Source organism: Streptomyces sp. NPDC050388 (genome assembly GCF_040655635.1).
In the GTDB taxonomy this organism is placed as follows: Bacteria; Actinomycetota; Actinomycetes; order Streptomycetales; family Streptomycetaceae; genus Streptomyces.
Genome location: NZ_JBFAKH010000012.1, coordinates 52,291 through 76,720, shown reverse-complemented (window position 1 = coordinate 76,720; position 24,430 = coordinate 52,291). Strand labels below are relative to the sequence as shown.

General features: G+C 70.5%; 23 protein-coding genes, 1 other RNA gene and 3 pseudogenes. 9 read left to right on the top strand and 18 right to left on the bottom strand.

Annotated features, from left to right (window positions below; translation table 11 throughout):
* Positions 1–149: 149 nt before the first annotated feature.
* From AB0I73_RS09510 to AB0I73_RS09495, 4 genes are all read left to right on the top strand, one after another.
* Entirely contained in the window at positions 150–311 is a 162-nt protein-coding gene (locus AB0I73_RS09510; RefSeq protein WP_363035449.1) for a hypothetical protein, read from the top strand.
* Positions 308–757 (top strand): hypothetical protein, encoded by a 450-nt coding sequence (locus AB0I73_RS09505; protein ID WP_363035447.1) that lies wholly within the window; start codon positions 308–310, stop codon positions 755–757. The genes AB0I73_RS09510 and AB0I73_RS09505 overlap by 4 nt, the downstream gene beginning before the upstream one ends.
* A 221-nt stretch (positions 758–978) precedes the next feature.
* Positions 979–1,338 carry a type II toxin-antitoxin system RelE/ParE family toxin gene (locus tag AB0I73_RS09500; protein ID WP_363035445.1) on the top strand — a complete coding sequence of 120 codons (360 nt, stop codon included), beginning with the start codon at positions 979–981 and terminating at the stop codon, positions 1,336–1,338.
* A gap of 3 nt (positions 1,339–1,341) precedes the next feature.
* A complete protein-coding gene (locus AB0I73_RS09495) occupies positions 1,342–1,662 on the top strand; it encodes an XRE family transcriptional regulator (RefSeq protein WP_363035443.1) in 321 nt (106 codons plus the stop codon).
* Between the two features lie 207 nt (positions 1,663–1,869).
* Here AB0I73_RS09495 and AB0I73_RS09490 read toward each other — a convergent pair.
* The 5 genes and pseudogenes from AB0I73_RS09490 to AB0I73_RS09470 form a co-directional block, all read right to left on the bottom strand.
* Positions 1,870–2,707: pseudogene (locus AB0I73_RS09490) on the bottom strand (IS5 family transposase).
* Positions 2,708–2,887: 180 nt separating this feature from the next.
* Entirely contained in the window at positions 2,888–3,937 is a 1,050-nt protein-coding gene (locus tag AB0I73_RS09485; RefSeq protein WP_363035441.1) for an LLM class flavin-dependent oxidoreductase, read from the bottom strand.
* 279 nt (positions 3,938–4,216) lie between these two features.
* A pseudogene (locus AB0I73_RS09480) lies at positions 4,217–4,701 on the bottom strand (helicase); the annotation flags it as partial.
* Positions 4,702–4,703: 2 nt separating this feature from the next.
* On the bottom strand, positions 4,704–5,261 hold the full coding sequence (locus AB0I73_RS09475) for a hypothetical protein (protein WP_363035439.1): 558 nt from the start codon (positions 5,259–5,261) through the stop codon (positions 4,704–4,706).
* Positions 5,258–6,358, bottom strand: a complete 1,101-nt coding sequence (locus AB0I73_RS09470) for an XRE family transcriptional regulator (RefSeq protein WP_363035437.1) — start codon at positions 6,356–6,358, stop codon at positions 5,258–5,260. Before AB0I73_RS09470 ends, AB0I73_RS09475 begins: the two co-directional genes overlap by 4 nt.
* A gap of 377 nt (positions 6,359–6,735) precedes the next feature.
* On the opposite strand from AB0I73_RS09470, the gene AB0I73_RS09465 reads away from it, so the two are divergent.
* The 3 genes and pseudogenes from AB0I73_RS09465 (at position 6,736) to rnpB (ending at position 8,887) form a co-directional block, all read left to right on the top strand.
* A complete protein-coding gene (locus AB0I73_RS09465; protein WP_363035435.1) occupies positions 6,736–7,569 on the top strand; it encodes an AraC family transcriptional regulator in 834 nt (277 codons plus the stop codon).
* A 19-nt stretch (positions 7,570–7,588) separates the two neighbouring features.
* Positions 7,589–8,368, top strand: a pseudogene (locus AB0I73_RS09460) (DMT family transporter); the annotation flags it as partial.
* A 115-nt stretch (positions 8,369–8,483) separates the two neighbouring features.
* An RNA gene (gene rnpB / locus AB0I73_RS09455) (RNase P RNA component class A) lies at positions 8,484–8,887 on the top strand.
* A 119-nt stretch (positions 8,888–9,006) separates the two neighbouring features.
* Here the strand turns inward: rnpB and AB0I73_RS09450 are convergent.
* Both AB0I73_RS09450 and AB0I73_RS09445 read right to left on the bottom strand, forming a co-directional pair.
* A complete protein-coding gene (locus AB0I73_RS09450) occupies positions 9,007–9,849 on the bottom strand; it encodes a hypothetical protein (protein ID WP_363035433.1) in 843 nt (280 codons plus the stop codon).
* Between the two features lie 132 nt (positions 9,850–9,981).
* Complete coding sequence (locus AB0I73_RS09445; protein ID WP_363035431.1) at positions 9,982–11,130, bottom strand: site-2 protease family protein; 1,149 nt, start codon at positions 11,128–11,130, stop codon at positions 9,982–9,984.
* Positions 11,131–11,343: 213 nt separating this feature from the next.
* Here AB0I73_RS09445 and AB0I73_RS09440 point away from each other — a divergent pair, with 213 nt between their 5' ends.
* Complete coding sequence (locus AB0I73_RS09440) at positions 11,344–11,640, top strand: hypothetical protein (protein WP_109382861.1); 297 nt, start codon at positions 11,344–11,346, stop codon at positions 11,638–11,640.
* A gap of 1,366 nt (positions 11,641–13,006) precedes the next feature.
* A complete protein-coding gene (locus tag AB0I73_RS09435; protein ID WP_363035429.1) occupies positions 13,007–13,546 on the top strand; it encodes a manganese efflux pump in 540 nt (179 codons plus the stop codon).
* On the opposite strand, the gene pqqE is transcribed toward AB0I73_RS09435, so the two are convergent.
* The 11 genes from pqqE to AB0I73_RS09380 all read right to left on the bottom strand — a co-directional run bounded on the left by pqqE (position 13,506) and on the right by AB0I73_RS09380 (position 24,317).
* A complete protein-coding gene (pqqE, locus tag AB0I73_RS09430; RefSeq protein ID WP_363035427.1) occupies positions 13,506–14,624 on the bottom strand; it encodes a pyrroloquinoline quinone biosynthesis protein PqqE in 1,119 nt (372 codons plus the stop codon). The genes AB0I73_RS09435 and pqqE overlap by 41 nt on opposite strands.
* A complete protein-coding gene (gene pqqD / locus AB0I73_RS09425) occupies positions 14,617–14,961 on the bottom strand; it encodes a pyrroloquinoline quinone biosynthesis peptide chaperone PqqD (protein ID WP_363035425.1) in 345 nt (114 codons plus the stop codon). Before pqqD ends, pqqE begins: the two co-directional genes overlap by 8 nt.
* 5 nt (positions 14,962–14,966) lie before the next feature.
* Complete coding sequence (gene pqqC / locus AB0I73_RS09420) at positions 14,967–15,665, bottom strand: pyrroloquinoline-quinone synthase PqqC (RefSeq protein ID WP_363035423.1); 699 nt, start codon at positions 15,663–15,665, stop codon at positions 14,967–14,969.
* A 4-nt stretch (positions 15,666–15,669) separates the two neighbouring features.
* Positions 15,670–16,581 carry a pyrroloquinoline quinone biosynthesis protein PqqB gene (gene pqqB / locus AB0I73_RS09415; protein WP_363035421.1) on the bottom strand — a complete coding sequence of 304 codons (912 nt, stop codon included), beginning with the start codon at positions 16,579–16,581 and terminating at the stop codon, positions 15,670–15,672.
* 88 nt (positions 16,582–16,669) lie between these two features.
* On the bottom strand, positions 16,670–16,768 hold the full coding sequence (gene pqqA / locus AB0I73_RS09410; RefSeq protein ID WP_109382866.1) for a pyrroloquinoline quinone precursor peptide PqqA: 99 nt from the start codon (positions 16,766–16,768) through the stop codon (positions 16,670–16,672).
* 47 nt (positions 16,769–16,815) lie between these two features.
* On the bottom strand, positions 16,816–18,516 hold the full coding sequence (locus AB0I73_RS09405) for a PQQ-dependent dehydrogenase, methanol/ethanol family (protein ID WP_363035419.1): 1,701 nt from the start codon (positions 18,514–18,516) through the stop codon (positions 16,816–16,818).
* A 13-nt stretch (positions 18,517–18,529) separates the two neighbouring features.
* The gene (locus AB0I73_RS09400; protein ID WP_363035417.1) at positions 18,530–18,991 is read right to left on the bottom strand and encodes an MSMEG_3727 family PQQ-associated protein; all 462 of its coding nucleotides are present in this window, start codon (positions 18,989–18,991) and stop codon (positions 18,530–18,532) included.
* A gap of 462 nt (positions 18,992–19,453) precedes the next feature.
* Positions 19,454–21,607 carry a catalase/peroxidase HPI gene (katG, locus tag AB0I73_RS09395; protein WP_363035556.1) on the bottom strand — a complete coding sequence of 718 codons (2,154 nt, stop codon included), beginning with the start codon at positions 21,605–21,607 and terminating at the stop codon, positions 19,454–19,456.
* Between the two features lie 134 nt (positions 21,608–21,741).
* The gene (locus AB0I73_RS09390; RefSeq protein WP_363035415.1) at positions 21,742–23,136 is read right to left on the bottom strand and encodes a LytTR family transcriptional regulator DNA-binding domain-containing protein; all 1,395 of its coding nucleotides are present in this window, start codon (positions 23,134–23,136) and stop codon (positions 21,742–21,744) included.
* Between the two features lie 272 nt (positions 23,137–23,408).
* Positions 23,409–23,804: a DUF2267 domain-containing protein gene (locus AB0I73_RS09385; RefSeq protein ID WP_363035413.1), complete on the bottom strand. Its 396-nt coding sequence runs from the start codon at positions 23,802–23,804 to the stop codon at positions 23,409–23,411.
* 90 nt (positions 23,805–23,894) lie between these two features.
* Positions 23,895–24,317 carry an Hsp20/alpha crystallin family protein gene (locus AB0I73_RS09380; protein WP_363035554.1) on the bottom strand — a complete coding sequence of 141 codons (423 nt, stop codon included), beginning with the start codon at positions 24,315–24,317 and terminating at the stop codon, positions 23,895–23,897.
* Positions 24,318–24,430 lie beyond the last annotated feature (113 nt).

Below are 24,430 nucleotides of genomic sequence, written 5' to 3'. Positions count from 1 at the left end.
GCACCGCCCTGGAGGCAGCCCTCCTCGAACCGGCCCGGCGCCGGCTCCTCGGCACGGGCCTGCCGCACGCCGAGATCGAGCAGCGCATCGCCAAGGCCCACAAGCTCACCGAACTGGCCTCCCTCGCCCTCTACGGAGAGACCGACCGGGTGGGCGAGACCATGACCGACCTCAACCGGGCCTACGGCCAGCAGGCCACCGACCACATCCGGTGGTGCAACAAGGGCGCCCACGAAGCCGTGCCCGTCGACGACGCGGAGGAGATCATCCGCCGCACCGCGGACTTCGCGAAGGCGGTGCGATCCCTGTGACCACGATCCGCCCGGCCACACCCGTCCCGTCCGCGCGCCCGCCCCGGCTCCCCGCGCCCTTCTCGCCTCCGCCACTGTCCACCTCGACCTCCGAGGAACTGCTCGCGGGCGCGGACCGGTTGCTCGGCACGGCCACCGCCTCCACCACCGGCGTCTGGCCGCGCGCCGTCGCCCTTCTGCTGCGCCACGCCCTCGAAGAGGCCCTGCGCAGCTACTGGCACACCCGCAAACCGCAGCTGTCCCGCTGCCCGCCGCACGCCCAGGCCCTGTGCCTGGAGTCCTACGCCGCCCCCGACACGGCCCGCCGATGGTCGGCGACCTGGGCCGGCCTCAGCCGGGCCTGCCACTACCACGGGTGCGAGCTGGCCCCCACGCAGGGGGAGTTGCGTGCGTGGCGTGACGACGTCGAACGCGTGTTGAACGCACTGGCGAGGGGAACGTCGTAGCCGGCCACTGGGCACCCGCGGCGGTCCGTCGCAGCATGAGCCGGTGGCGATCACCGGACGTGGGACGGGAGCCAGGCGACCGGTAGCCCGGCCCTGAGAGCCGAAGCCACCCTTTCGAAGTACAACCCCGTATTCACCCGCAGAGCCGCGAGCAGTATGCCAGCGTACTAGTATGGGTAGGTACTACGCGTTGGTGTGGTGGCATGGCTTGGCATCTTGAGATGGCCGGGGAGGTACGTGATTGGCTGCACGAACTGAGGAAGGCTGATCGAGCCACTGCGCGATTGGTGGGACAGGCCGTCCAAGCGTTGGTCGATGAGGGGCCCGATCTGGGAAGGCCGCTGGTCGACCGCGTCAAGGGATCGATTCTGCACAACCTCAAGGAACTGCGCCCCGGCTCGAACGGAAGCAGTGAGATCCGGATCCTGTTCATCTTCGACCCGGAACGCAGCGCCGTTCTGCTGGTGGCCGGCGACAAGGCCGGCCAATGGTCGGAGTGGTACCGCCGGTCGATTCCTCTGGCCGAGGCGCGCTCCACGCAGTGGCTGGCTTACCTGGAACAACGGCGCGAAGGAGAGTGAGCAATGGACACGTTCCACTCCTGGGACGAGGTGAGGGACGAGATCTTCGACGAGGACGATCTCGACGAGATCAGGAAGGGCGCCCAAAAGCTGGTCGCGCAGGCGCGCGCCCACCGGCTGGCCGAGGTGCGCCAGGAACTCGGTCTCACCCAGAGCGAGGTTGCGGCGCGCATGCATGTCCGGCAGGAGCGGGTGTCCGCCATCGAACGCGGTAAGGCGGTCTCGACGGAGGTCGGCACCATGGCGGCATACGTCGCGGCGCTCGGCGGCAAGCTGGAGATCGTTGCGAACTTCGGCGGCACCCGCGTCGTCATCGCCCGGTGACCCTGCTCCCGCGCAGGTGGCGCTGTTCGCCTGGCGGGGCGACGTCGAGCGGGTGATCGGAGCCTTGGCGCCCCGAGTGCGGTGACGGACCGCCGCCCGCTCCGCACCTCCACCGTGAGGGCGGGACCGGGGCCGGGTCGCCCGCATCCGGTCGTACGCGCACCGCAGTAATACGCGTACTGACGATGTCTCCGTGGCTAAGAGGTCCTAACAGAGTGCTCGGACGCGCCGGTACAGGATGAGGCAGACCGCCAACTGCAGGAAGCCGTCGTGGATGTCGTCCCGGCGCTCCCAACGGATCCTCAGATGCCGGAAACCGTGCAGCCACGACAGGCCGCGTTCGACCACCCACCGGTGGACGCCCAGGCCCGAGCCGTGGGATTGCCCCCGGCGGGCGATGACCGGGGTGATGCCCAGGGTGCGGACCATGCTGCGGTAGCGGTCGTGGTCGTAGCCGCGGTCGGCGTACAGCCGGCGAGGCCGGAACCGGGGACGCCCGCGGTGGCCGCGGACCGCGGGAATCGCCCGGAGCAGCGGCATGAGCTGGGTGACGTCGTTGCGATTGCCGCCGGTGAGCGAGACCGCGAGCGGAGTGCCGCGCGCGTCGGTGATCAGGTGGTGCTTCGAGCCCGACCGGGCGCGGTCGGGCTCGGGCCGGTTGTGGGCCGCCCCGCAGGGCACGCACGTGGGTGGGGGCGCCCCCGGCGAAGCCAGGGGGAGCGTCGATGGCGGCGCGGGAGAAGTCCAGCTGGTTCGCGCCGCGCAACCTGGCCAGCAGGATGGCCTGCAACTGCTGCCGGACGCCGGCCTGGTTCCAGTCCCGCAGCCGACGCCAGCAGGTCATGCCCGAGCCGAAGCCCAGTTCCTGCGGCAGCCACTCCCACTGGATGTCGGTGGCCGGCACGAACAGGATGCCCTGCAGGGCCTTGCGGTCGTCCAGTCGCTTGCGGCCCGGATGGTCGGGCCGGCGCTCGACCACTGGCAGCAGCGGCTCGATCAGGGCCCACAGGTCGTCGTCGATCTCCCAGGGCTTGGGGCGGGACAGCACACACCTCCCGGTCGGAGCGGATCCGCACCGACATCTCCAGATTAGCGCAAATGTTCTATTTCGTTAGGTCCTCTAAGTGGAGGCGACGGCAAGCAGGTTCAACCAGAACGCCTCGAGGTTTATCGTGGCGGCCGGAGGCGACGCGGGTGCGTGCAGGGCGGCTCGCCCGGCGTCGCGTCAGGCGAACGCCGGCATGATCCGCTCGTGGATGAGGCGGAGCTGAGTGTTCACGTCGGCCGCCTCCGTGAGGTCGCGGCCCGTGAACGCCTTGACCAGGGCGCGGTCGGTGATCGCGCAGACCATGTGGTTCACGCCGCTGGGGGCGATGTCCCGCCCGATCTTCTCCAGGCATTCCTCCGGCGTGCCCGCGACGGAGAGACGTTCGGCGATCTCCGGGGTGGTCAGTTCGATGCCGCGGGCCAGGTCGCCGGCGCCGATCGCGTCGATGACCGGCTTCAGCTCCGCCGGGTCCACACCGTTGCGGCGCAGCTGCTCTTCGGGCATGGAGGACGCGTAGATGCCGACCATGCTGCGCGCCGCCTCCTTGGCGACCGCCGAGTCGGGGCCGGTCGCGAAGACCACCCAGGCCCCGATGTCCAGCGAACGCCAGTCCTTGCCGGCGCGCTCCGCGCCTGTCCGGATGTGCCGCACGGCGTAGTCGTAGGCCTCGCGGGTGTAGCTCAGGGCATGGTGGCAGCCGTCCGACAACTCGCCGGCCGCCTCGAAGGACTTCGGCCCCCGCATCGCGCCGAGCTTCAACGGCAGTCGGCTCTGCACGGGCCGGGCGAACGTGAACAGGCCGTCGTACGAGTAGAACTCGCCGTCGTGCGTGATGGCGCCCTCGTCGAGGAACGTGCGCATCACCTGCAGCGCTTCCTTGACCCGGGACAGCGGCCTGATGCGGGTCCAGTCGATGCGGTACTGCGCCAGCAGGCCGAAGTTGCCGCTGGACAGGACGCCTTCGGCGCGGCCGTCGGACAGTTCGTCGAGCGTGGCCAGGGCCTGGGCGATCAGCGTGGGCTCGCGCAGCGTCACAGGGGAGACGCTCGGACCGAGGCGGATCCGGCTGGTGCGGCCGGCCGCCGCGGCGAAGAGGAGCCACAGGTCCTTGTGCCAGGTCTCGTCGGCGGCGTAACAGGCATGGAAGCCGAGTTCGTCGGCGAGCTGGATGGACTCCAGGGACTCGGTCAGGGGGTAGTCGGGGAGCATGGCGTAGCTGAACTTCACGAGCGCCACCTTCCGGTGTGGGGAACGGCGTGCGGCTGTGTCGTGCGGTGCCTGCCCCCGAGGATGTGAGTTCCGACCTTCTGCTGTCCAGTGTTGTTCCCGACTACTTGTGTTCGTACGGGATCCGGCGCCCTGGAGCGATGAATGAGGGGACGGATCAAGGCAGTTGGGTTATGTTCCCTGTCTGTTCGAAGGGGGACCGAGTGGCGAAGCTGAATCAGGTCATCGTTGTCGAGAAGGGTGTCAAGAACAGGTCGCTTCAGGACGTCACCGCGGCACCACCACGATGCAGGCGAAGCGGTGCCGGGGGAGCAGGACGCACAGGCGGCCCGTCTCCGGGTGGAAGGCGGAGGCGTCCTGGCGGCCGGACAGCGGGTGCCGGGCGAGGGTGACGTCGAACTCGCGGCCCTGGAGGCGGTTGGCGGTGTCCACGGTGATGCCGGTCAGGCCGTGGGCGGTGAGGCGGGAGCGGACCGCGTTCGCCCGGACGGTGCGCGCCGCGCCGATCGCAACGCGCGACGCGGTCAGAATCTCCCCGTTGACCAGCGTGCTGCGTTGCAGCAGCCGGGCGGTCGTCGCCGCGAGGGCGTCCGCCGCCTCCGGGGCCTGGTCGAGGGTGTGGCGGGCGGGGAGTTCCAGGTGGCCCCAGCCGGAGTCGGCGGCCCGGGCGAGGACGCCGTCCAGCGGACCGGAGCCGTGGGACAGGCTGGCGTACGACAGCACGCGCTCCGGTGCGGTGGTACCGGGATGAACCGGTGGAAGGGGCTCACAGCAGTCCGTTCTTCCTCGCCCACTCGAGGAAACCTCCGTGTCCGCACGGGTAGCGTGCACCCGACGCGAGCAGCGCGTCGACCAGGGTGGACGCCACGTATTCCGTTGCGCGGCCGTCCCGCACCCCCTCCGCGATCACCCGGAGCACACCCCACACGGTGAGGCCCCCGGCACGCGCCGCCTTGCGCGCGTCCAGGTCGTCGACCACCGCGACCGCGCCGTGCACGTCGGCCCAGGCGAGCACGGTTGCCTCACCGTGGTTGGACTTCTGCCCGGAGACGCGTTCCATCCACCGCACCAGCGCGGTGAGCTCGGCGAGACCGTCCACGTGCTGGACTTCGAGCCAGCCCAGGCCCGAGATGTCCAGGTCGTAGTGGCGCAGTTCCTCGATGACCGCGGCCGTGGTGACATTGCGGCGGGGTAATCCCCGGCATTCGGCGGCGAGGTCCGACAGGGTGTCCACGCGTCCGGCTTTGATCGCGTGATGCAGCGGCGACGTGTCCCATACGAGGAGCTGTCCGGCAGAACTCGTTCCCTCCCCTTGGATGCTCATGGCCCGACGTCCTCCAGGTCCTGCTCCGGCAGCTCGCTTTCCTGCAGGGCGCCGTACAGCAACTCGACCGTGCGTGCCGCCGACACCGCCCCGGCCTTCCAGGCGGCCAGGACCGCCTGTCGCCAAGCCGTTCCGGTAGCGCCCGTTTCGAGATCCGGTACGGGCTCGGCACCACGGACTGCCAGGAAATCGCCGCGTACCGGCGTATCGGCCTTGAGGCGGCGAGCAGCGCCCGTGTCCACCAGCCCGAGCCGCCGTGCCCTCGACACCGTGGACGACCAGGAGATCCTGTAGTCGGCGGCGATACCGATCAGGGCTTCCCGGGGGGACATGCCCCGGCTGACTGCTTGCTTCCAGGCGGAGTCGAATTCGTCCTCGGGAAGCAGGAACTCCCCGGCGAAGTCGTCGATGGCCTGTTCCCGCTCGTCCAGGCTCGCGGAGACCCCCGCATCGCTGTGGTATTCGTCCCGCAGCAGATGGTGCCCGAGCTCGTGGGCGGCAGTCCAGCGCCGGCGACCAGGGGCTGAGTGGCCGCTGATCACGCTGGCCCCGTAGGCGTCCAGCAGGAGCGAAGCGCCCTCGGCGGGTTCCGGGGCGACGGTCAGATACAGACCGAAGCGTTCGGCCACTGAGGCCATCGGCCCCAGTGGCCCTCGAGGAAGGCCGGCCACTCGTCGTGCTTCACGTGCCAGCGTGGTCGGATCGGCCTCGGTGCAGCCGATCAGATCGTCCAGGTGGGGTGGGGTGAGGAAACCCTGTCTCACCAGCCACTCCGCGTTGCGTGCGTGTTCCTCCAGCCGGATGTCCAGCCGGTAGCTGTCACGCGCGGCCGCGTCGGCAGGGGAGTCGAGCGTCTTACGGCGGGAGACGAGTGCTGCGGGTGGCTGAGTGAGGAAGTGTGCGGGTGGTGCGTCCAGGGTTTCGGCGATCCGGAAGAGCTCGAGCGCGGACACCTTGCGCTCGCCCTGTTCCATGCGTACCACCGCAGTGCGGTCGACCCCTATGCGTGAGGCCAGCTCGCCTTGGCTCAACCCGGCTGACTCCCGGGTCTGGGCGATACGGCCGCCGATCTCTGCCCAGCTCTGCACGCTCTCCATGTGTGCAATTTTCGCACACCTGGGGGTCGTGTCGAGCCGGCTGTGGCCGACTGGGCACGAAGGGGTGAAGGAGGAGAGGGGGTCAAGAGGGCCGCCGGTCGGGGGTGCGCGCTGCGGTGGTGGCCGACTCAGCCGGGGTGGGCGATGAAGGTGCGCCAGGCGTGGGGTGAGACCCGCTTGAAGCGCGATCAGGGCCGCGACTCGTTCCCCGGGTGAGGCTGTTGCCTCAAAGTACATATTCCATATTCGCGTTGGTGGAAAAGTAGAAAAGTGGAGTGCATCCGCCCCCTGGACAAGCCACTGTCCCTCCCCGCCCCCTTCACCTTCGACCTGGACACCGCAGACTTCCTCTGATCCCCTGTGGGCGGGGGTGCGGGGTGGCGAACGTACGGGAGCAGGCCAGCTGGACCAGGGTGCGGCTCGGGGGCTGCGGGCCCTCCGTCGACCTGCTCACCGCCCGTTTCGACCGGCACGAGTACGCCCCGCACGCCCACGACGAGTTCACGGTCGGCGTGACCACCGGCGGCCTGGAGGCCATCGCGTACCGCGGTGGGCGCATCGTCTCCGGACCCGGCTCCCTCGTCGTCCTCGAACCCGGCGAGATGCACACCGGCGGCCCCGCCGCCCCCGAGGGCTACGCCTACCGCGCCCTGTACGCCGTCCCCGCCCTGCTCACCGACGGGACCCGCGGCACCGGCCTCCCGCACTTCCGCGAGCCGGTCCTCCACGACCCCGAACTGGCCGGCGCCCTGCGCCGCGCGCACACCGAGGTCAGCGCCTGCCCCGACCCCCTGGAGGCGGAGTCGAGGCTGCCCTGGCTGCTCACCGCACTCGCACACCGCCACTCCACCGCCCGTGCGGACACCGGCGCGGTCCCCGGTGCCGGGCGCATCGCCCTGGCCGTCCGCGACCGTCTCGCCGAGGAACTGCTCGCCCCGCCCTCCCTCGCGGCCCTCGCCACCGACCTCGGCCTGTCCCGGTACCAACTGCTGCGCGCCTTCCGCACGACGATGGGGATACCGCCCTACGCCTGGCTCGCCCAGTACCGGGTCACCAGGGCCCGCGGCCTGCTGGAGGCCGGGCTGCGCCCCGCCGAAGTGGCCGGACTCGTGGGCTTCGCGGACCAGGCACACCTGACCCGGTGGTTCCGCCGCGTCCTCGGGGTCACCCCGGCGGCGTACCGCAACAGCGTTCAAGACCCGGGGCGCTGACCAGGCCGAGACTCGCCGCATGACTGCACGCGGCTGGTTCCTGTTCTCCCTGATGGGAGTGGTCTGGGGCATCCCCTACCTGATGATCAAGGTGGCGGTGGAGGAGGTGTCCCCGTCCGGGGTCGTCTTCACCCGCTGCGCCCTCGGCGCCCTGCTCCTGCTGCCCTTCGCCCTGCGGCAGGGAGGCCTCACCGGGACCGTCCGCGCCCACTGGCGCCCTCTGCTGGCCTTCGCGGTCATCGAGATCATCGGTCCCTGGTACACCCTGACCTCCGCGGAACGCCACCTCTCCAGCTCCACCGCCGGCCTGTTGATCGCGGGCGTCCCCATCGTGGGCGTGGCGCTCGCCAGGTTCTTCGGCGACACGGAGCGCCTGGGCGCACGCCGTCTCACCGGCCTGGGGCTCGGCCTGGTGGGCGTCGGCTTCCTCACCGTCCCGCACCTGACCGGCGGCGACGCCCGTTCGCTCGCCGAGGTGCTGGTGACGGTGCTGGGCTACGCCATCGCCCCGCTGATCGCCGCCCGCCATCTGAAGCAGGTCCCGTCCCTCCAGCTCACCGCGGTCTGCCTGACCCTGGCGGCGCTCGTCTACGCCCCGGCCGCCGTGCTCACACGGCCGGCCGAGCTGCCCTCGGCCGGGGCCCTGACCGCCCTCGCGGGCCTGGGCGCCGTCTGCACGGCGATCGCCTTCGTCGCCTTCCTGGAGCTGATCAAGGAGGTGGGGCCGACCCGGGCGACCGTCATCACGTACGTCAACCCGGCGGTCGCCGTGACGGCCGGGGTGCTCCTCCTGGGCGAGCCCCTGACCGCGACGGTCCTGGCCGCCTTCGCCCTGATCCTCACCGGCTCGGTCCTGGCGACGGCCGCGGCACCGGGGCCCCGCCCGCGCCCGGTACCATGGTCGGCACGGCAGACGAGCCGGGCGGGCGGCCGCGTGGAGTCCCTTGCGGGGCTTCCCGAGGAACGTCCGGGCTCCACAGGGCAGGGTGGTGGCTAACGGCCACCCGGGGTGACCCGCGGGACAGTGCCACAGAAAGCAGACCGCCCGGCGCTCAGGCGCCGGGTAAGGGTGAAACGGTGGTGTAAGAGACCACCAGCGCCTGAGGTGACTCAGGCGGCTAGGTAAACCCCACCCGGAGCAAGGTCAAGAGGAGCGCCGTCAAAAGCGCTCTGCGCGGACGTTCGAGGGCTGCCCGCCCGAGTCCGCGGGTAGACCGCACGAGGCCGGCGGCAACGCCGGCCCTAGATGGATGGCCGTCACCGGCGGGCCCGCGAGGACCCGCCGGAACAGAACCCGGCGTACAGCCCGACTCGTCTGCCGCCCCAGGTCGCTGACCTGCGAGAGCACCCTGTTCCGGGGCGGCTCCGGTCCCGTTCTTCGGCCGCCTCACCCCGTGGGCGGCGCCGGCGGCTCGCGCGGGGCTTCCCGCTCGGCCGTCATGGTGTGTCGGGCCGGGACTCGTAGTGCAGGGTGTGGAAGCGGCCGGCTTCCTCCCGCCCCGCGGGATCGCCGCCCAGCGCCCGTACCGCCGCGATCGCGTACCGCCGTTCCTGCTCGTCGGTGAAGAGGCGCTGCGGGTAGGTGCGGGAGGCATCGACGGTGGTGCTCAGACCGTGTGCGGCCAAGGCCCGGACGATCGGTTGGTACGACACCGTCCGCAGCACGAACGCGCTGACCCACACCGGCCTCCGGGCACCGTCCAGCAGCGCCGTGAACGTTCGGGCGGTGACGTAGCTCCCGCCGCCGGTCAGCGTGATGAGGCCGACCTCGGCGAGCGCGCGGTCCAGCCCGGGGCCGGGCGAGCCCTGTTCGAGGTCGTCGGTGAAGGCGGCGTCCAGGAGCCCCACCTCGAGCGCGTAGTGCACGGCGGGTGCCGAGACGTCCAGGCCGAAGACCGGCACGGCGTCCGGTCGGCGCCGCTCGGCGTAGAACTCCTTGTCCCGTGCCGCCAGCTCCGCCGTCGACAACGTCCGGCAAGCGGGGGAGGTGTAGCGCTCGTACATCTCCGCCAGCGTCACGTCGTGGTTGAGCAGCGCGGCGTTGATCCCGTACGAGCAGCACACGTCCAGCACCGCCGGCCTGTGCGGCCGGCCGTCGTCGAGCGCGGCCCGTTCGGCGGCGACCTGCCGGAAGACCGGCTGGGCGTGGTGCGGGATCTCGTACTCCAGCGGGGCCAGCCGCCCGAAGTACGCGCGCGGATCCGGCCGGTCGTAGATGTCGTCGAACCGCGACTTGCCGTCCCCCGTGCCCTCGGTGCCGCCAGAGCCTGACCCGGCCATGTCGTACTCCTCCTCACGGAACACGTCTGTACTCCACTTCCATCATGTCCCGCTTCCGACGGCCCGGGAGGTCTGCCGCACCCGGGGCTCGCGAGGGCACCCGATCGCTCCGGACACGGAAGCCGAACGTCCTCACGGCGGTCCGGGGGGCGGCGGGGGCGCCGACGGAAGCCGCGAGTTCCGGCGGAACCGGTCGATGTCGTGTGCGGTGATGATTCCGCTCAGCCGACCGCCGTCCATCACGAGGATCGGCAGGAGGATCCCGGTGGTGCCGAGGCGCTCCAGGACGGAGTTCAGCAGCTCGTCCGGTGCGGCGAGCGTGCATCGGGACAGCGGGGTCGCGAGGTCGCGCACCCGCAGCGACGCCCGCTTCTCGAACGGCAGGCCGGCCAGTCGGCGCAGTTGTACGACGCCACTGGGGTGGCCCTCGAAGTCGAGCAGCGGCAGCACCGAGTGCCCCGCCTGCGCGGTCACCTCGGAGAGGAAGCGGTCCACGGTCAGCCAGTCGGGGCCGGTGACCACCGGAGTGGTCATCGCCTGCCCGACCCGTACGCCCCGCAGGGCTGTGACCAGCTCGGCCCACCGGCGTTCGGCCGCCGCGGCGCCCGCCACGAACAGGCCGACGACGATCAGCCACAATCCCGCCGTCAGTCCCCGGGCGAACGCCAGCCAGCCCAGGATGGCGAGCGCCATGCCGACGACCTGGCCACCGCGTCCTGCCGCCCGCTGAGCCCGCTCGCGATCCCCCGTACGCCACCACAGCAGGGCCTGCGTCAGCCGGCCTCCGTCCAGGGGCGCGGCGGGCAGCAGGTTGAAGACGCCCAGCAACAGGTTCGTGCCACCGAGCCAGCCCAGTACGGCGACCGGGATCCGCCAGCCCAGCGTCGCCGCGACCGCGGCCGCCGCGCCGATACCGACGCCGCCGAGCAGCAGGCTGGCGAGCGGCCCGCTGGCGGCGACCAGGAAAGCCGTCCGCGGTGTCGTCGGCTGGTCCATCCGAGTGACCCCGCCCAGCGCCCACAGTGTCATGTCCTGTACGGGGATCCCCGCCCTGCGAGCCGTCAGCGCGTGCGCGGCTTCGTGCACCACCAGACTCGCCAGCAGCAGCAAGGCTCCGGCCACTCCGGCGACCGCATACACCACCGGTGCCAGGCCCGGCACGTAACCGGGCAGCGTCCGGGCCGCCAGGCCGTACGCGAGGAGCAGCATGAGCAACGGCACGCTCCAGTGCGCCCGCAGCGCCAGGCCCCGGACACTTCCGAGCCGGATCGAACCCTTCATCGCCCTCACCGCCGACGACTCCCGCCCCCGACTGCACTGCCTTTTCCCTTTCCATGGTCTGCCGTCGGCCCCGTAACAGGAAACGGTCCAGGCAACCAGGCTTGCGAGCCGGGAACGGCGGCGCCGACGTCCCAGGCGGCAGAGATCGTGCCGCGGGCCTACGGTGGTCGAAGGGAGTTCGGTGAGCCGACCGGCGTTGCGGAGGAGGCTGCGATGGAAGAGCACTTCGTCTGGGTGACGACGCGGCGCATTCGGCCGGGCACCCTGGAGGACTTCGAGAAGGAGTGGCGGCCGGAACCCGCCCCGCAGGGGCTCCGCCGCGCCTACGCCTACTGGTCCGAGGACGGACAGGAGATCACCGGGGTGTCGTTCTGGGACTCCCGGGAGACCTGCGACGCGTGGCGGTCCTCCGAGGCGGAGGCGCAACGGCGTGCCGCCATGGCACCGTACGTAGCCGAGGAACGGGAAGGCTTCTACCGCGGCCGCGAACTCGGCATCCCCCAGCGGTAGCACTGCGTCGAGCCGCTCCGGCGGCATGACGCAGTCGGCCTTCGTGCCCCCGACGCGTAGTGCCGTGAGGACCGGTGCCTCTCTCTGTCGTCTGCGGCAGGCCTCATGACGCGGCAGTGGATCAGGCGGGCCGTCCGCGAGAGACGACGGCGGGCGCGGCCGGTGTCGTCCCCCGTGCCGCCACCCCGGCCGGAGCGAGCATGGAAAAGAGGGGACATGGCACGGATCCTGGTGCAGGGCGACGACCTCGTGATGCGCCTGCCGTGGTGGGAGAAGGCCGCCGCGCGCCGCGGAGGTGTGCGCGTGCCGCTGACGGCCGTACGCCGGGTGACGGTGGAGCCCAGCTGGTGGCGGGCCCTGCGCGGAGTGGTCCTGCACGGCGTCTGGATTCCCGGCGTGCTGTGCGTCGGCACGCGGAGCCACCCCGGTGGGCAGGACTTCGTGGCGGTGCGGCCCGGCAGGCCCGTGGTGTGCGTCGAACTGCGGCCCACGGCTCCCTTCAGCCTCCTGGCCGTCTCGGTGCGGGACGACGCAGAGGTCGTGGCGGAACGGCTGCGGCGTCGCACGCCGGACAACGACGCCTCCACCCCTTGTCGGCAGCCCCTTCCGGCAGCCGAGGAGACGGAGAACTCATGGAGGGCACTGGCCAGGGAGCCACGCCGACGACGGAGGTCGTCAGTTCATGGTCGAAGTCCCCTTCCCGCTGAGTCTTGTCGTTCGATCTCGGCCCGCCGGGCCATTGCGCTGAGACAGACCTCCAGGGCAGGAGGAACTCGTCGTTCGGCAGCCCGAGCCGGCCGGCGAGCACCGGTGAATCGCGCACAGTGGCCCATCCCTCATCGAGTGGGACTCCAGGAGACGACGCCCGCGGGCCGACAATCGAAGAGGGGGCGCGGACGGCTTACTCGGTAAGTGCCGACGGAATCAAGGTGAAGAATGCCGGGAACAGGCTCATCTTCATCTGCCGCAGCACAGGCTCGATCCGCTTGCCGACCGTCCGTCGATTCGTACGCCGGACGGGCTTTTCTCGGCGCCGGTGCCTCAGATGGTTAATCGCAGGCTCTCGTCCGCGGGTGACTTCTGGCTCCGGCGGATTTCCGTCGATGTGGGAGTGTTTCCGGGAGCAGGCCCCTCGTGGGGTGGTGAGCCCCGCGCTGCAGCGGACGGAACATCGAGAATGCACTCGTCAGGCGCCTTGACAAGCCTGCGGACCACCGTCGGGCGAGCAGTGTCGAGAAACTGCCGGAAATTGGATTACCGGGTTCATTCCGCGGACCGTCTGAGATATCATTTCCAGCATGGCGAATGCTAGCCGAGGCAGAGTCGTTCCTGTCGACGTCGGGCGTTCTCGGGCAGCGACGTCGCCATGATCGGGGAAATTCTGGTCCTGGGTTTCGTGCTCAGTCTCGACAATTTCCGGGTGTCGATCGCGCTCGGCACCGTCCCCTTCGGTCTGAAGCGCGCGGTGCAGGTCGCGCTGACCTTCGGGCTGTGGGACGCGATCATGCCCCTGGTCGGGCTGTTGGTCGGTCGCCGGATCGGGGAGGCCGTCGGGGGCGTCGCCGATCTGATGGGCGCGGCCGCGCTCGGCGGGTACGGTCTCTACCTCGTCATCTCGGCCCTGCGGAACCCTGAGCCGGAGGAGCTGGACCAACCGTGGGCGCTGTTCGGCATCCCGTTGACACTGAGCCTGGACAACCTGTTCGCCGGGGCGAGCCTGGGGCTCCTCGGGCTCTCGCCGTGGTTCTCGGCCGCCGTCTTCGGCGCCATCACGGCGGTGATGTCGCTGGTCGGGCTGCGGCTCGGGCGGGCCGCGGCGCGCCTCATCCGGATCCGCTCGGACCTGCTGAGCGGGATCACCTTGATCATCGCCGCTGTGGCGCTGCCGTTGATGTTCGGCGGTTAGCCCGGTGTATGCGGGGGATCAGCGGAAGGTCGTCGGCCCGCGAGTCGGCGTTGGCGGCCTCGACCGCCCGGGTGACCAGGTCGTGGTCGGGCGACAGGTGACAGACCGGGTCGGTGCGGGCGGCGTCCCCCGTGAGCAGGAACGCCTGACAGCGGCACCCGCCGAAGTCCAGCTCCCGCCGGGGGCAGCTCCGGCAGGGCTCCGGCATCCAGTCCGTCCCCCGGAACGCGTTCATCACCGGGGACTCGGTCCAGATCCGCTCCAGCGAGTCCTCCCGCACGCTGGCCCGCGGCAACGGCAGGGAGTGGGCGGCGGGGCAGGGCAGGACGTCGCCGTTCGGCGTCACGGTCAGCTGCCGGGAGGCCCAGCCGCCCATGCAGGGCTTCGGGTAGCGGCTGTAGTAGTCGGGAATGACGTAGATGATGTCCATGCGGTCCCGCAACCGCTCGCGGGCGGCCCGCACGGCGACCTCGGCTGCCTCGAGCTGGGCCCGGCTCGGCAGCAGCGCGTCACGGTTCCGCCAGGCCCAGCCGTAGTACTGGGTGTTGGCCAGCTCCACCCGGTCGGCGCCGACCTCCTCGGCCAGCTCGAGCACGTCGGCGACGCGGTCGATGTTGAGCCGGTGCAGCACCACGTTCACGGTGAGCGGCCAGCCCAGCTCCTTGACCACGCCCATCGCCTCGATCTTGCGTCGGAAGGACGGGGTCCCGGCGATCCGGTCGGACACGGCCGGCTCGTCGGACTGGATGCTGATCTGCACGTGGTCGAGGCCGGCGGCCCGCAGCTGCTCGGCCCTCGGACGCGAGAGCCCGAGGGCGCTGGTGATGAGGTTGGTGTAGAGGCCCAGGTCGTGGGCGTCCGCCACGATCTCCACCAGGTCGCGCCGCAGCAGCGGTTCCCCGCCGGACAGGTGGCACTGCAGAACCCCCAGGTCACCGGCCTCGGCCAGCACCCGCCGCCACTCGTCGGTGGCCAGCTCGTCCTGGTAGCCGGCCATGTTCAGCGGGTTGGAGCAGTACGGGCAGGCCAGCGGGCAGCGGTAGGTGAGCTCGGCGAGCAATCCGAACGGGCTATCCATCGGCGATCTCCACGTAGCGCCGGGCGACGAGCCGGGTCAGGAACTGCCGCACCTCGTCGTCGGGGACGGTTTGGTAGCGCGCGCCCAGCTCGGCCACGATCTCGGCCACGGTGTGCCGCCCGTCGCACAGCTCGAGGATGTCCGCGCCGCTGCCGTTCAGGACCACCACCGTCTCGGGGAGCTGCAGGGTCTGGCGCTGCCTGGTCCGGCAGAAGGTCAGTCGGACATGGCGCGCCAACCGGGGCCGGTCCGAGCCGGACACCCCGACGCCGGGTCGGGTGCCGGTTCCGGTCCGGGTCGTTCCGGTCCGGGTCGTTCCGGTACGGGTCGGGTCCATGACGGTCACTCCGGGTAGGCCTGGTCGATGGCGTCCATCAGGCTCCACAGGACGTCGCACTTGAACGACAGCGCGTCGACGGCGCGAGCCTGGGACTCGGCGGAGAGGCAGTGCGCGGTGACCACCTCGAGGGCGTGCTCGCAGTCACGGGGGGCCTGCTCCAGGCGGGCGCGGAAGTAGGCGAGGCCTTCGGGGTCGATCCACGGGTACCACCGCTCGAACGCGGCCAGCCGCGCCGCCATCAGGTCGGGCGCGAACAGCTCGGTGAGCGAGGATGCCACCGCCTCCACCCACGGGCGGGTCCGGGCGAAGTTCACGTAGGCGTCGACGGCGAACCGCACCCCGGGTACCAGGTGCCGGTGGTCCCGGACCTCCTCACGGGTCAGCCCGGCGGCCTCGCCGAGGCGCAGCCACGCCTCGATGCCGCCCTCGTCGGCGGCGGTGCCGTCGTGCTCGACGATCCGTCGGATCCAGCGGCGGCGGACCTCGAGGTCGGGGCAGTTGGAGAGGATCGCGGCGTCCTTGCGGGGGATGTTCTCCTGGTAGTAGAAGCGGTTGGCCACCCAGCCCCGGATCTGCCGGCGGCTCAGTCGGCCGGCGTTCATCCGGACGTGGAACGGATGCTGGTCGTGGTACCGCCGCGAGTGGGCCCGCAACGTCTCGACGAAGGCGTCGGTACCGGTTCCCGTGGTTGTCGTCGTCACGGCTCTACACCTGGACCTCGAGGCCGTCCATGGCCACTGCCATGCCGTTCTCCTTCAAAATACGCCGCTCGGGCGCGTCCTCCAGGAGGACCGGGTTGGTGTTGTTCATGTGCACGAAGACCGTCCGCCCCACGCCCAGCGACGGGAGCTGCGCCAGGCTGCCGTCCGGGCCGTCGATGGGCAGGTGGCCCATCTCCCGGGACGTCCTGCCCGCCAGGCCGAGCCGTACGAGCTCGTCGTCGCGCCAGCAGGTCCCGTCGATCAACAGGCATGCGCAGCCCTTGATCTCCACGCGCAGCGCCGGCGTCAGCGATTGCACCCCCGGCAGGTACACCAGCGTCCCCCCGCTGCGCTCGTCGGTCAGCCGGTAGCCCACGACGCGGCCGTGGTCCACCCCGGCTCCGAACCGGTCGCGTTTGACGGTGGGCACGTCGAACGCCCGGCAGGACAGTCCGTCCGCCAGGGCGAGGTCCGCGCCGGGGCTCACCGCCCGCCACTCGACCGGGCAGTAGCGCTCGAGCGTGCGCAGGATCCCCGAGCCGACACACAGGGTCTCGCGCACCGCCGGTGTGGCGTACAGCCGCAGGGCGCGGGCCTCGCGCAGCAGGAGCAGGCCCAGCGTGTGGTCCAGCTCGGCGTCGGTGAGCAGCACCGCCTCCAGCGGCGTCGTCCGGTCGTCGTGCGGGTGCAGGCCGGGGAAGGCCTCGATCTGGGTGCGGACGTCGGGCGAGGCGTTGACGAGGAACCACCGGCGGCGGTCGGCGCTGACCGCGACCGACGACTGGGTGCGCGCGGGGCCCGCCCCGGAGCGGACCGCGGCGCACACCGGGCAGCCGCAGTTCCATTGAGGGGAGCCGCCCCCCGCCGCCGAGCCCAGCACCCGTAGCAACACGTCGGTACTCCGTTCATCGTTCATCGAAGATCCGGGTCCGTCGTCGGCCCGGCCGTCCGCGGCCGGGCCGAGCCCTCGGGCGGCGCCGGACCAGGTCCGGCGCCGCCCCGTGTCACTCGTCCTCCAACCGAGCGACGTACATGGTCACCTCGGCCGCGACTCCGATCTCGTCGAATTCGGGGGTCTCCCACACAGCGAGCTGGGACTCCATGGATTCACCTCCTCACTGTCCGCATTGCGGCAGGCTCCGCTCACGCGCTACGACGGTTCCGGGAGGGCGAAGGCGAACAGGGCGCTTCCGTGCCCCGCGCCGAGCATGCCGGGGAGGAACCCCTCGGCCCATCCGCCCCAACCGACCGGCACGGCGATGTACTGCCTGCCGTCGACCATGTAGGTGGTCGGGCTGCTGTGGTGGCCGCTTCCGCACTGGAACTGCCACAGGGTCTCCCCGGTGCGGGCGTCGAGCGCGACGAACTCCCCGGAGGGTTTACCGGCGAACACCAGGTCGCCGCCGGTGGCCAGCACCGAGGCGCACATCGGGAGTTCGTTGCGCCGGCGCCACTTCTCCTCGCCGCTCGCGTCGAACGCGCTGACGGACCCCGCCATGTCCTCGATGTCCACCTGAACGCCCGCGCCCCAGTACGGAATGCTCTCCTTGAACTCCCGGCGCCGCCGGGTGGCCGTGGCACCGGTGTCCTGGACCGGGACGTAGAAGAGCCCGGTCTTCGGGCTGTAGGCCGCGTGGGTCCATTCCTTGGCGCCGGCCGGGCCCGGGTAGAAGTGGACCGGTACTCCCTCCGCGTCCGGGTATACCTTGGCCGTCACCTGGCCGTCCCTCGTGATCGCCCCCCAGGTGATGCGGTCCACGAAGGGGGTGATCTGGACCCTCTCACCGTTCGTGCGGTCGAGGACGAAGAAGTAGCCGTTCTTGTCGAAGTGCCCGAGCAGTTTGCGCCCGTCCTGCTCGAACAGGATGCACTCGCCGATGCTGTCGTAGTCCCACACGTCGTGCGGGGTGCACTGGTAGTGCCAGCGGATCTGACCGCTGTCCACGTCGACGGCGATGACGCTGTCGGTGAAGAGGTTGTCGCCCTCGCGGACAGCTCCGTCGAAGTCGGGCGCCGGGTTGCCGGTGCCGACGTACAGCAGGTTCGTCTCCGGGTCGAAGGCGCCGGTGACCCAGGGGTTCGCTCCACCCCGTGCCCAGGCCTCGCCGTCGGCGGGCCAGGTCTCCGCACCGGGCTCCCCGGGCTTCGGCACCGTGTAGCAGCGCCACTGGTGCTCGCCGGTGTCGAGGGCGAACGCGTCGAGGTGGCCGCGTACGCCGAACTCGCCGCCGGAGCTCCCGACGATGACCATGTTCTTCACGATCAGCGGGGCGAGCGTGGCGCTCTCCCCGGCCCGGACGTCTCCGTAGGTCTTGTCCCAGACCCGCTTGCCGTTGGTGGCGTCGAGAGCGATCAGACGAGCGTTCGCCGTGACGAAGAAGACCTTCCCCTGAGCCACGGCGACCCCACGGTTCACGTTCCCGCAGCACAGGGACACGTCGAAGGGGACCGCGTGCTTGTACCGCCAGATCTCCGCACCCGTCTTCGCGTTGAGGGCCCAGACCCAGCCGTCCCAGCCGGAGAGGAACATGACCCCGTCGACGACGATCGGGGCGGCCTCGAACGAGTAGGTCGACGCGCCCGCGATCAGGCCGGTCGTGCCGGCCTGGAAGACCCATGCGGGGCCGATGCGCTTGACGTTCTCCGTGTTGATCTGGTCCAGCGGGCTGTACCGCTGCCCGTTGTAGGCGCCGTAGTAGGTGAGCCAGTTCTGGGGCTCCTCGCGGGCGTTGAGTATGCGTTCGTAGTCGACGCCGGCCACCACCGGCGGCGCGACCTCTCCCCCTGGGGTCTTGTAGTTCAGGGTCCCCTGGTCGACGGCCTCACCCGCGTCCACGTATGCGACAGTCATTGCCTCCTCCTCTCTACGGCCGAGGCTGGTCGGGGCGGTCGAGGCGGGCTTCCGGCGGAGCGTCCCCCAGGACGACGATGGCCCCGGTCAGCCCCCGGCCCTCGTCATTGCCCGTGGGCGAGCTGAACCAGTAGTAGCCCGGCCCGTCGAGGTTGAGGGTCGCCCGTCCTCGCGAATGGTTCACCAACCAGATGAACTTCCGGTCGCCGTTGCTCGGCAGGAGCGCGCAGTGCGTGTTCAGGTCGTCATTGATGAGCTCGAGCTCGATATCGCCTCCATGGGGCATGACCAGAATAGAGGGATCCCAGGTCAGCTCATCCGGGTGGATGCGAATGGTGGCCTGCATGCGGCCGTCCGGCCTCTCGGTGGCCTGCCCGATGCTCCCGATTCCCAGCACTTGGCCCAGCGTTGCTTTGTTCTGTATGTTCAACCCGATCCTGTCCAGCAGATCGGATCGCTCCTGCGCAGTCGTCATCGGGACTTCACTCTCCTCATCCCGAATTTCTGTGTCCACTTCGCATCGGCCGCACTGACGGCCGCACGTCGCAGCTGGTCGAACACCTCCGATCGGCGAAAATATTGTCCTGACCGACCTGGAAATTTTATTTTCTGCGTCGCCCGACGCCCGGCTGCAATGGGGAGTCACGGAGCGCGCTACGCCAGATGAATCACACCGAAAAAAAAGGGGGGATGAACTGGTGGTCGAAGAACACGCTACGCCGGATGGATCACACCGACAAGGGCGAGCATCGGCTCGGGTCGGCTCATGCCGTTCGTCCACCACAAGCTACCGTTCGCCCCCGATATGCCCTCGTTGGGAGGAGCCGGGCAGCACCGCGTCGCGCCGGGGCCGGCGGCAGACCCGACCGATCGTCGCCGATCGACACCGGCCGACCGGTCACCACCCTCTCCCGGCATCCGGGCCCCGATGGAGGAATCAAGCGAGGTCGTACCGATCGAGGTTCATGACCTTGTTCCACGCGGCGACGAAGTCCTGCACGAACTTCTCCCGTGCGTCGTCGCTCGCGTAGACCTCCGCGACGGCACGCAGTTCGGAGTTCGAGCTGAAGACGAGGTCGACGCGGCTGCCGGTCCACTTGACCTCGCCGGTGGCGCGGTCACGTCCCTCGAAGGTTTCCGCGGCCGCGGACGTCGGCTTCCACTCCGTGCCCGTGTCGAGCAGATTCACGAAGAAGTCGTTGGTGAGCGACCCGGGCGCCGAGGTGAGGACGCCCAGCGGCGACTGCCGGTGGTTGGCGCCCAGTACCCGCAGGCCACCCACGAGGACGGTCATCTCGGGCGCGCTCAGGTTCAGCAGGTTCGCGCGGTCGACCAGCAGGTGCTCCGACGGCAGCCGGCCGCCCTTGCCGCGGTAGTTGCGGAACCCGTCCGCGGTCGGTTCGAGCGGGGCGAAGGACTCCGCATCGGTCCACTCCTGCGTCGCGTCCGTGCGTCCCGGAGCGAAGGGGACCTGGATGTCGTGGCCGGCGGTCTTGGCGGCCTGCTCGACGGCGGCGGCTCCGCCGAGCACGATGAGGTCGGCCAGCGAGATCCTCTTGTCCCCGGCCTGGGAGGTCTGGGAGCTGTTGAAGGACTCCTGGACCCCCTCCAGGGTGCGCAGCACCTGTGCCAGCGTGTCGGGGGCGTTGACCTCCCAGCCCCGCTGCGGCTCGAGGCGGATGCGCGCGCCGTTCGCCCCGCCCCGCTTGTCGCTGACGCGGAACGTCGAGGCCGACGCCCACGCGGTCGAGACGAGCTGGGAGACCGACAGCCCGGAGGCGAGGATCCGGCTCTTGAGCGCGGCGATGTCCGCCGCCCCGACGAGTTCGTGGTCCACGGCGGGGACCGGGTCCTGCCAGCGCAGCGTCTCCCGGGGGACCAGTGGTCCGAGGTAGCGCTGGATCGGGCCCATGTCGAGGTGGGTCAGCTTGAACCAGACCCGGGCGAACGCATCCGCGAGCCGGTCCGGGTTCTCCAGGAAGCGCCGCGCGATCGGCTCGTAGACCGGGTCCGACCGCAGCGCGAGGTCCGTCGTCAGAATCGTCGGGGCGTGTGTCGTCGACGGGTCGTGGGCGTCCGGCACGGTGCCGGCCCCGCCGCCGTCCCTCGGGATCCACTGCCACAGGCCGGCGGGGCTCAGTTCCAGGTCCCACTCGTAGCCGAACAGGGTTTCGAGGAAGCTGTTGTCCCATTTCGTCGGGGTGGGTGTCCACGTACCCTCGAGCCCGCTGGAGATGGTGTCCGCGCCCTTTCCGGTGCCGTAGCTGCTCTTCCAGCCCAGGCCCTGCTCCTCGAGGGGGGCGCCCTCGGGTTCGGGGCCGAGGTGGGCGTCCGGGTCGGCCGCGCCGTGGGTCTTGCCGAACGTGTGGCCGCCCGCGATCAGCGCGACGGTCTCCTCGTCGTTCATCCCCATGCGCCGGAACGTCTCGCGGATGTCCCGGGCCGCGGTGAGCGGGTCCGGGACGGTTTTCGGTCCCTCCGGGTTGACGTAGATGAGGCCCATCTGGGCGGCGGCCAGAGGGTTCTCCAGATTCCGGACGCCGCCGTGGCGTTCGTCGCCGAGCCAGGCGTGCTCGGGACCCCAGTAGACGTCCTCGTCGGGCTCCCAGACGTCCGCCCGGCCGCCGGCGAAGCCGAAGGTCGTGAAGCCCATCGTCTCCAGGGCGCGGTTGCCCGCGAAGATCATCAGGTCGGCCCAGGAAATCTTGCGGCCGTACTTCTTCTTCACCGGCCAGAGCAGCCGGCGCGCCTTCTCGAGGTTGCGATTGTCCGGCCAGCTGTTCAGCGGCGCGAAACGCTGCATGCCGGCGCCCGCGCCACCGCGACCGTCGTCGATGCGGTACGTCCCGGCGGAATGCCACACCATCCGGATCACGAGCGGCCCGTAGTGGCCGAAGTCGGCCGGCCACCACTCCTGCGACGTCGTCAGCACCTCGTCGACGTCCCGTGCCAGGGCGTCGAGGTCGAGCGTCCGGAACTCCGCGGCGTAGTCGAAGTCCTCGCCCATGGGGTCGGCCATGGCGGGGTGTTTCCGGAGGATCCTCAGGTCGAGCTGGTTCGGCCACCAGTCGCGGTTGCTCGCGCCCCCGATCGGGTGACCGGGGTGCCCGGCCGGGGCAGAGAGGCCGAGGCCGCCCGCGCTCCCCACGTTCTTCTCGCCGCCGACGGCGTCCGGGCTGTCAGACACGGGATCTTCCTTCCGGGACAGAGGCTGTGCCGGGAAACTCAGAGGTCCAGCGCGCGACGCACGGTCGGCGCGTTTCGCCGGGAAACCGGCACCATCTCGTTCGTCCGGCCGTCCATGACCAGAGACAGCTCGCCCTTGGGTCCGCGCTCGATCTCCCGGATGCGGCTGAGGTTGACCACATACCGGCGGTGCACCCGCAGGAAGCCGACATCCGCCAGCTCACCGTCGAGCTTGTCCAGGCTCGGAGAAGCGGCCCGCAATCGCCCCTGATCGGTGGAGAGCCACACATCGTTTCCCTGCGCTTCGGCGAAGGAGACTTCCGGCAGCCGCAGCAGCACCATCCGGTTGTCGCGCGTCGCGACCAGTCGGCGCGGTTGCATCCGAGGGTGCGCGGACTCCTCCGCCTGGGGGAACCGTGCCCCGTCGGAGGCACCGAACGAGACCAGGTTCCCGATCAGGTGTCCGGAGGAGAAGACGGGTCGGATGCTGATCGTTGTCGGCTCGTCGGCGAAGTGGGCGAAGATCTGCGTCGAGCCGACCCAGTCGGGATCGTGGGCTGCCTGCCTGGTGGCGTACCGGGCGGCTGCGATCAATTCCGGCAGCCCGGCGTTCCATCTCAGCGTGGGGTCGACCGCCGGGGTCGCTGCCGGGACGCCCAGGAGCACGCTTGCCGTGTCGTCGGCTATCACCACCTGGCCCGCGGTGTCCACTGCGGCGAGCGCCGCACCGGAGCGTGTCCTGGCCCGGGTGTAGGCCGCGACCAACTCGGTGCCGCTGTCCCGGGCACGCCTCTTCATCGGGTACCGGGTCATGGTGACCGCGTTCGCCAGCCAGCTTTCCGCGGACGCGGGAAGCCGACTGCGCCAGCAGCAGATGCTCAGGACCGCGATCGGTTCCCCGGTCACCACGTCACGCACCGCGATGCCGGCGCAGGCCCAGTGGTGGAACGCCTGGCACCAGTGCTCCGCGCCCCTGATCGGCACCGGGCCGTGCGCCTCGAGCGCCGTGCCCATGCCGTTCGTGCCGACCGCGCACTCGGACCAGCAGAACCAGGGCGCCAGATGGGATTCGCCGGCTCTGGCGAGCGTGGCTTGGTCACCCCACTCGGCCAGGATCCGGCCAGTGGCATCGGCGACGGTGACGACGCCACCGAGGTTGCTCACTTCATGTGCCAGGGAGGCGGCACGAAAACCCAGCTCGGCGAATACGACATCGTGCTCGGGCGTATGGTCGGGCGTCGTGACAGCCACCGGAGCCTCCGTGAGGTGAGGGTCGACCCGGTATCGCTCCCGGCAGCGATGCCAGGAGATCGCCACCAGGGGCCGGACACCCGGGACCTGGTCCTCGCCCTGCACGAACCGTTCCCACGCCGCGAGCACGGTGCCGCCGCCCAGGTCCGCCGAGATGGGCTCGAGCCGATGTACATCCCTCATGGTTCAGAACCGCCCTTGGTCCATCCCCAACGCCCGACGGCGTGCGCGCGGTCCGCGCCGGTCGCCGCTCGTCGCGGCGGACCCGCAGTGGACCGGGCACTGCGCCGCGCGTCTTCCTGCTTCGTCACTCGTTCCGGGCTGTGTCACACACCCGGACTCCCGCACTCCCCACCCTAGGTACCGATGTCGGGCTGCGCACGTCCCGCTCCGGGCCGCGGGTGCGGGATGTCGCTTCCTGGTCGGGTCACGTCCGCGCGCGGGTGGTGCAGTGGTCAGGTCGGCCGGGGACGGCCGAAGAGCAGGTCGTAGCCCGGCGGCAACTGGAGCAGGATGCGGTTGACCAGGTCGTCGCCCGCGACGTCGGCCACCACACTGAGGGCGGCGCTGACGTCCCACGTCGCGGTCTTCTCGGTGGCGCCTTCGATCCAGGCCGCAGTCGCCCGGATGAACCGCTCCGGCGAAAGCGGTTCGTGGGCCTGGAGGGGATTGAGCAGGACCAGCGCCAGGGTTTCCGGCAGTCGGGTGGCCAGTTCGGTGCGCACATCGCCCACCAGATGGGCGCCCAGCAGGCCGAGAACGACGCGGGAGGCCCGTTCCGCCTCTTCCTGGGTGGGGTATTCGCCGCGTTCTTGGACCGCGGAGATGAACGCGTCCCAGTGCATGCGCATGATGTCCTCCGAAGGGGACCGACCGACGTCTAGCGGGGTGCTCGGGCGGGAGTCCCTGGCCCGGGTTCCCGCCCGCCTCGTACTGCGGGTTCAGCCGCTGATCTGCTGGCGCGAGGCACCGCCGCTGATGGTGATCTTGCGGGGCTTGGCCTGCTCGGCGACAGGGATGCGCAGCCGCAGCACACCGGCCTCGTAGGAGGCGTCGATGTGTTCGGTGTCCAGGGTTTCGCCGAGGAAGAGCTGGCGGCTGAAGGACCCGGTGGGTCGCTCCGCGATCACGACCTCGCTGTCCCGGCCGATGCTCGGACGGCGTTCTGCCTTGACCGTCAGCACGTTGCGCTCGATGTCCAGGTCGATCGACTCGGGGGCCACGCCCGGCAGATCCAGTTCGACGACGAAGGTGTCGCCGTCGCGGAAGGCGTCCATCGGCATGGCCGTGGGCCTCGCAGCGGTGCCGAAGACCTGCTGGGTGAGCCGGTCCAGCTCGCGGAAGGGATCGGTTCGCATGAGCATCATCGGTCACTCCTCTCCGGGACGGGATGCACATGGCGACAACACCTATATATCTCACCTCAGCAAACTTGACAAGCATCGGCTCAATGCTCTTGGGGTCGAAGCTCTTGGGG

What these genes read in the sequence shown, in the direction of transcription:
- AB0I73_RS09500 (WP_363035445.1), top strand. Translation starts at nt 979, where the DNA reads ATGGCCGGGGAGGTACGTGATTGGCTGCACGAACTGAGGAAGGCTGAT.
- AB0I73_RS09495 (WP_363035443.1), top strand. Translation starts at nt 1,342, where the DNA reads ATGGACACGTTCCACTCCTGGGACGAGGTGAGGGACGAGATCTTCGAC.
- AB0I73_RS09475 (WP_363035439.1), bottom strand. Translation starts at nt 5,261, where the DNA reads ATGAGCATCCAAGGGGAGGGAACGAGTTCTGCCGGACAGCTCCTCGTA.
- AB0I73_RS09470 (WP_363035437.1), bottom strand. Translation starts at nt 6,358, where the DNA reads ATGGAGAGCGTGCAGAGCTGGGCAGAGATCGGCGGCCGTATCGCCCAG.
- AB0I73_RS09450 (WP_363035433.1), bottom strand. Translation starts at nt 9,849, where the DNA reads ATGGCCGGGTCAGGCTCTGGCGGCACCGAGGGCACGGGGGACGGCAAG.
- AB0I73_RS09445 (WP_363035431.1), bottom strand. Translation starts at nt 11,130, where the DNA reads ATGAAGGGTTCGATCCGGCTCGGAAGTGTCCGGGGCCTGGCGCTGCGG.
- AB0I73_RS09440 (WP_109382861.1), top strand. Translation starts at nt 11,344, where the DNA reads ATGGAAGAGCACTTCGTCTGGGTGACGACGCGGCGCATTCGGCCGGGC.
- AB0I73_RS09435 (WP_363035429.1), top strand. Translation starts at nt 13,007, where the DNA reads ATGATCGGGGAAATTCTGGTCCTGGGTTTCGTGCTCAGTCTCGACAAT.
- pqqE (WP_363035427.1), bottom strand. Translation starts at nt 14,624, where the DNA reads ATGGATAGCCCGTTCGGATTGCTCGCCGAGCTCACCTACCGCTGCCCG.
- pqqD (WP_363035425.1), bottom strand. Translation starts at nt 14,961, where the DNA reads ATGGACCCGACCCGTACCGGAACGACCCGGACCGGAACGACCCGGACC.
- pqqB (WP_363035421.1), bottom strand. Translation starts at nt 16,581, where the DNA reads ATGAACGATGAACGGAGTACCGACGTGTTGCTACGGGTGCTGGGCTCG.
- pqqA (WP_109382866.1), bottom strand. Translation starts at nt 16,768, where the DNA reads ATGGAGTCCCAGCTCGCTGTGTGGGAGACCCCCGAATTCGACGAGATC.
- AB0I73_RS09405 (WP_363035419.1), bottom strand. Translation starts at nt 18,516, where the DNA reads ATGACTGTCGCATACGTGGACGCGGGTGAGGCCGTCGACCAGGGGACC.
- AB0I73_RS09400 (WP_363035417.1), bottom strand. Translation starts at nt 18,991, where the DNA reads ATGACGACTGCGCAGGAGCGATCCGATCTGCTGGACAGGATCGGGTTG.
- AB0I73_RS09390 (WP_363035415.1), bottom strand. Translation starts at nt 23,136, where the DNA reads ATGAGGGATGTACATCGGCTCGAGCCCATCTCGGCGGACCTGGGCGGC.
- AB0I73_RS09385 (WP_363035413.1), bottom strand. Translation starts at nt 23,804, where the DNA reads ATGCGCATGCACTGGGACGCGTTCATCTCCGCGGTCCAAGAACGCGGC.
- AB0I73_RS09380 (WP_363035554.1), bottom strand. Translation starts at nt 24,317, where the DNA reads ATGCTCATGCGAACCGATCCCTTCCGCGAGCTGGACCGGCTCACCCAG.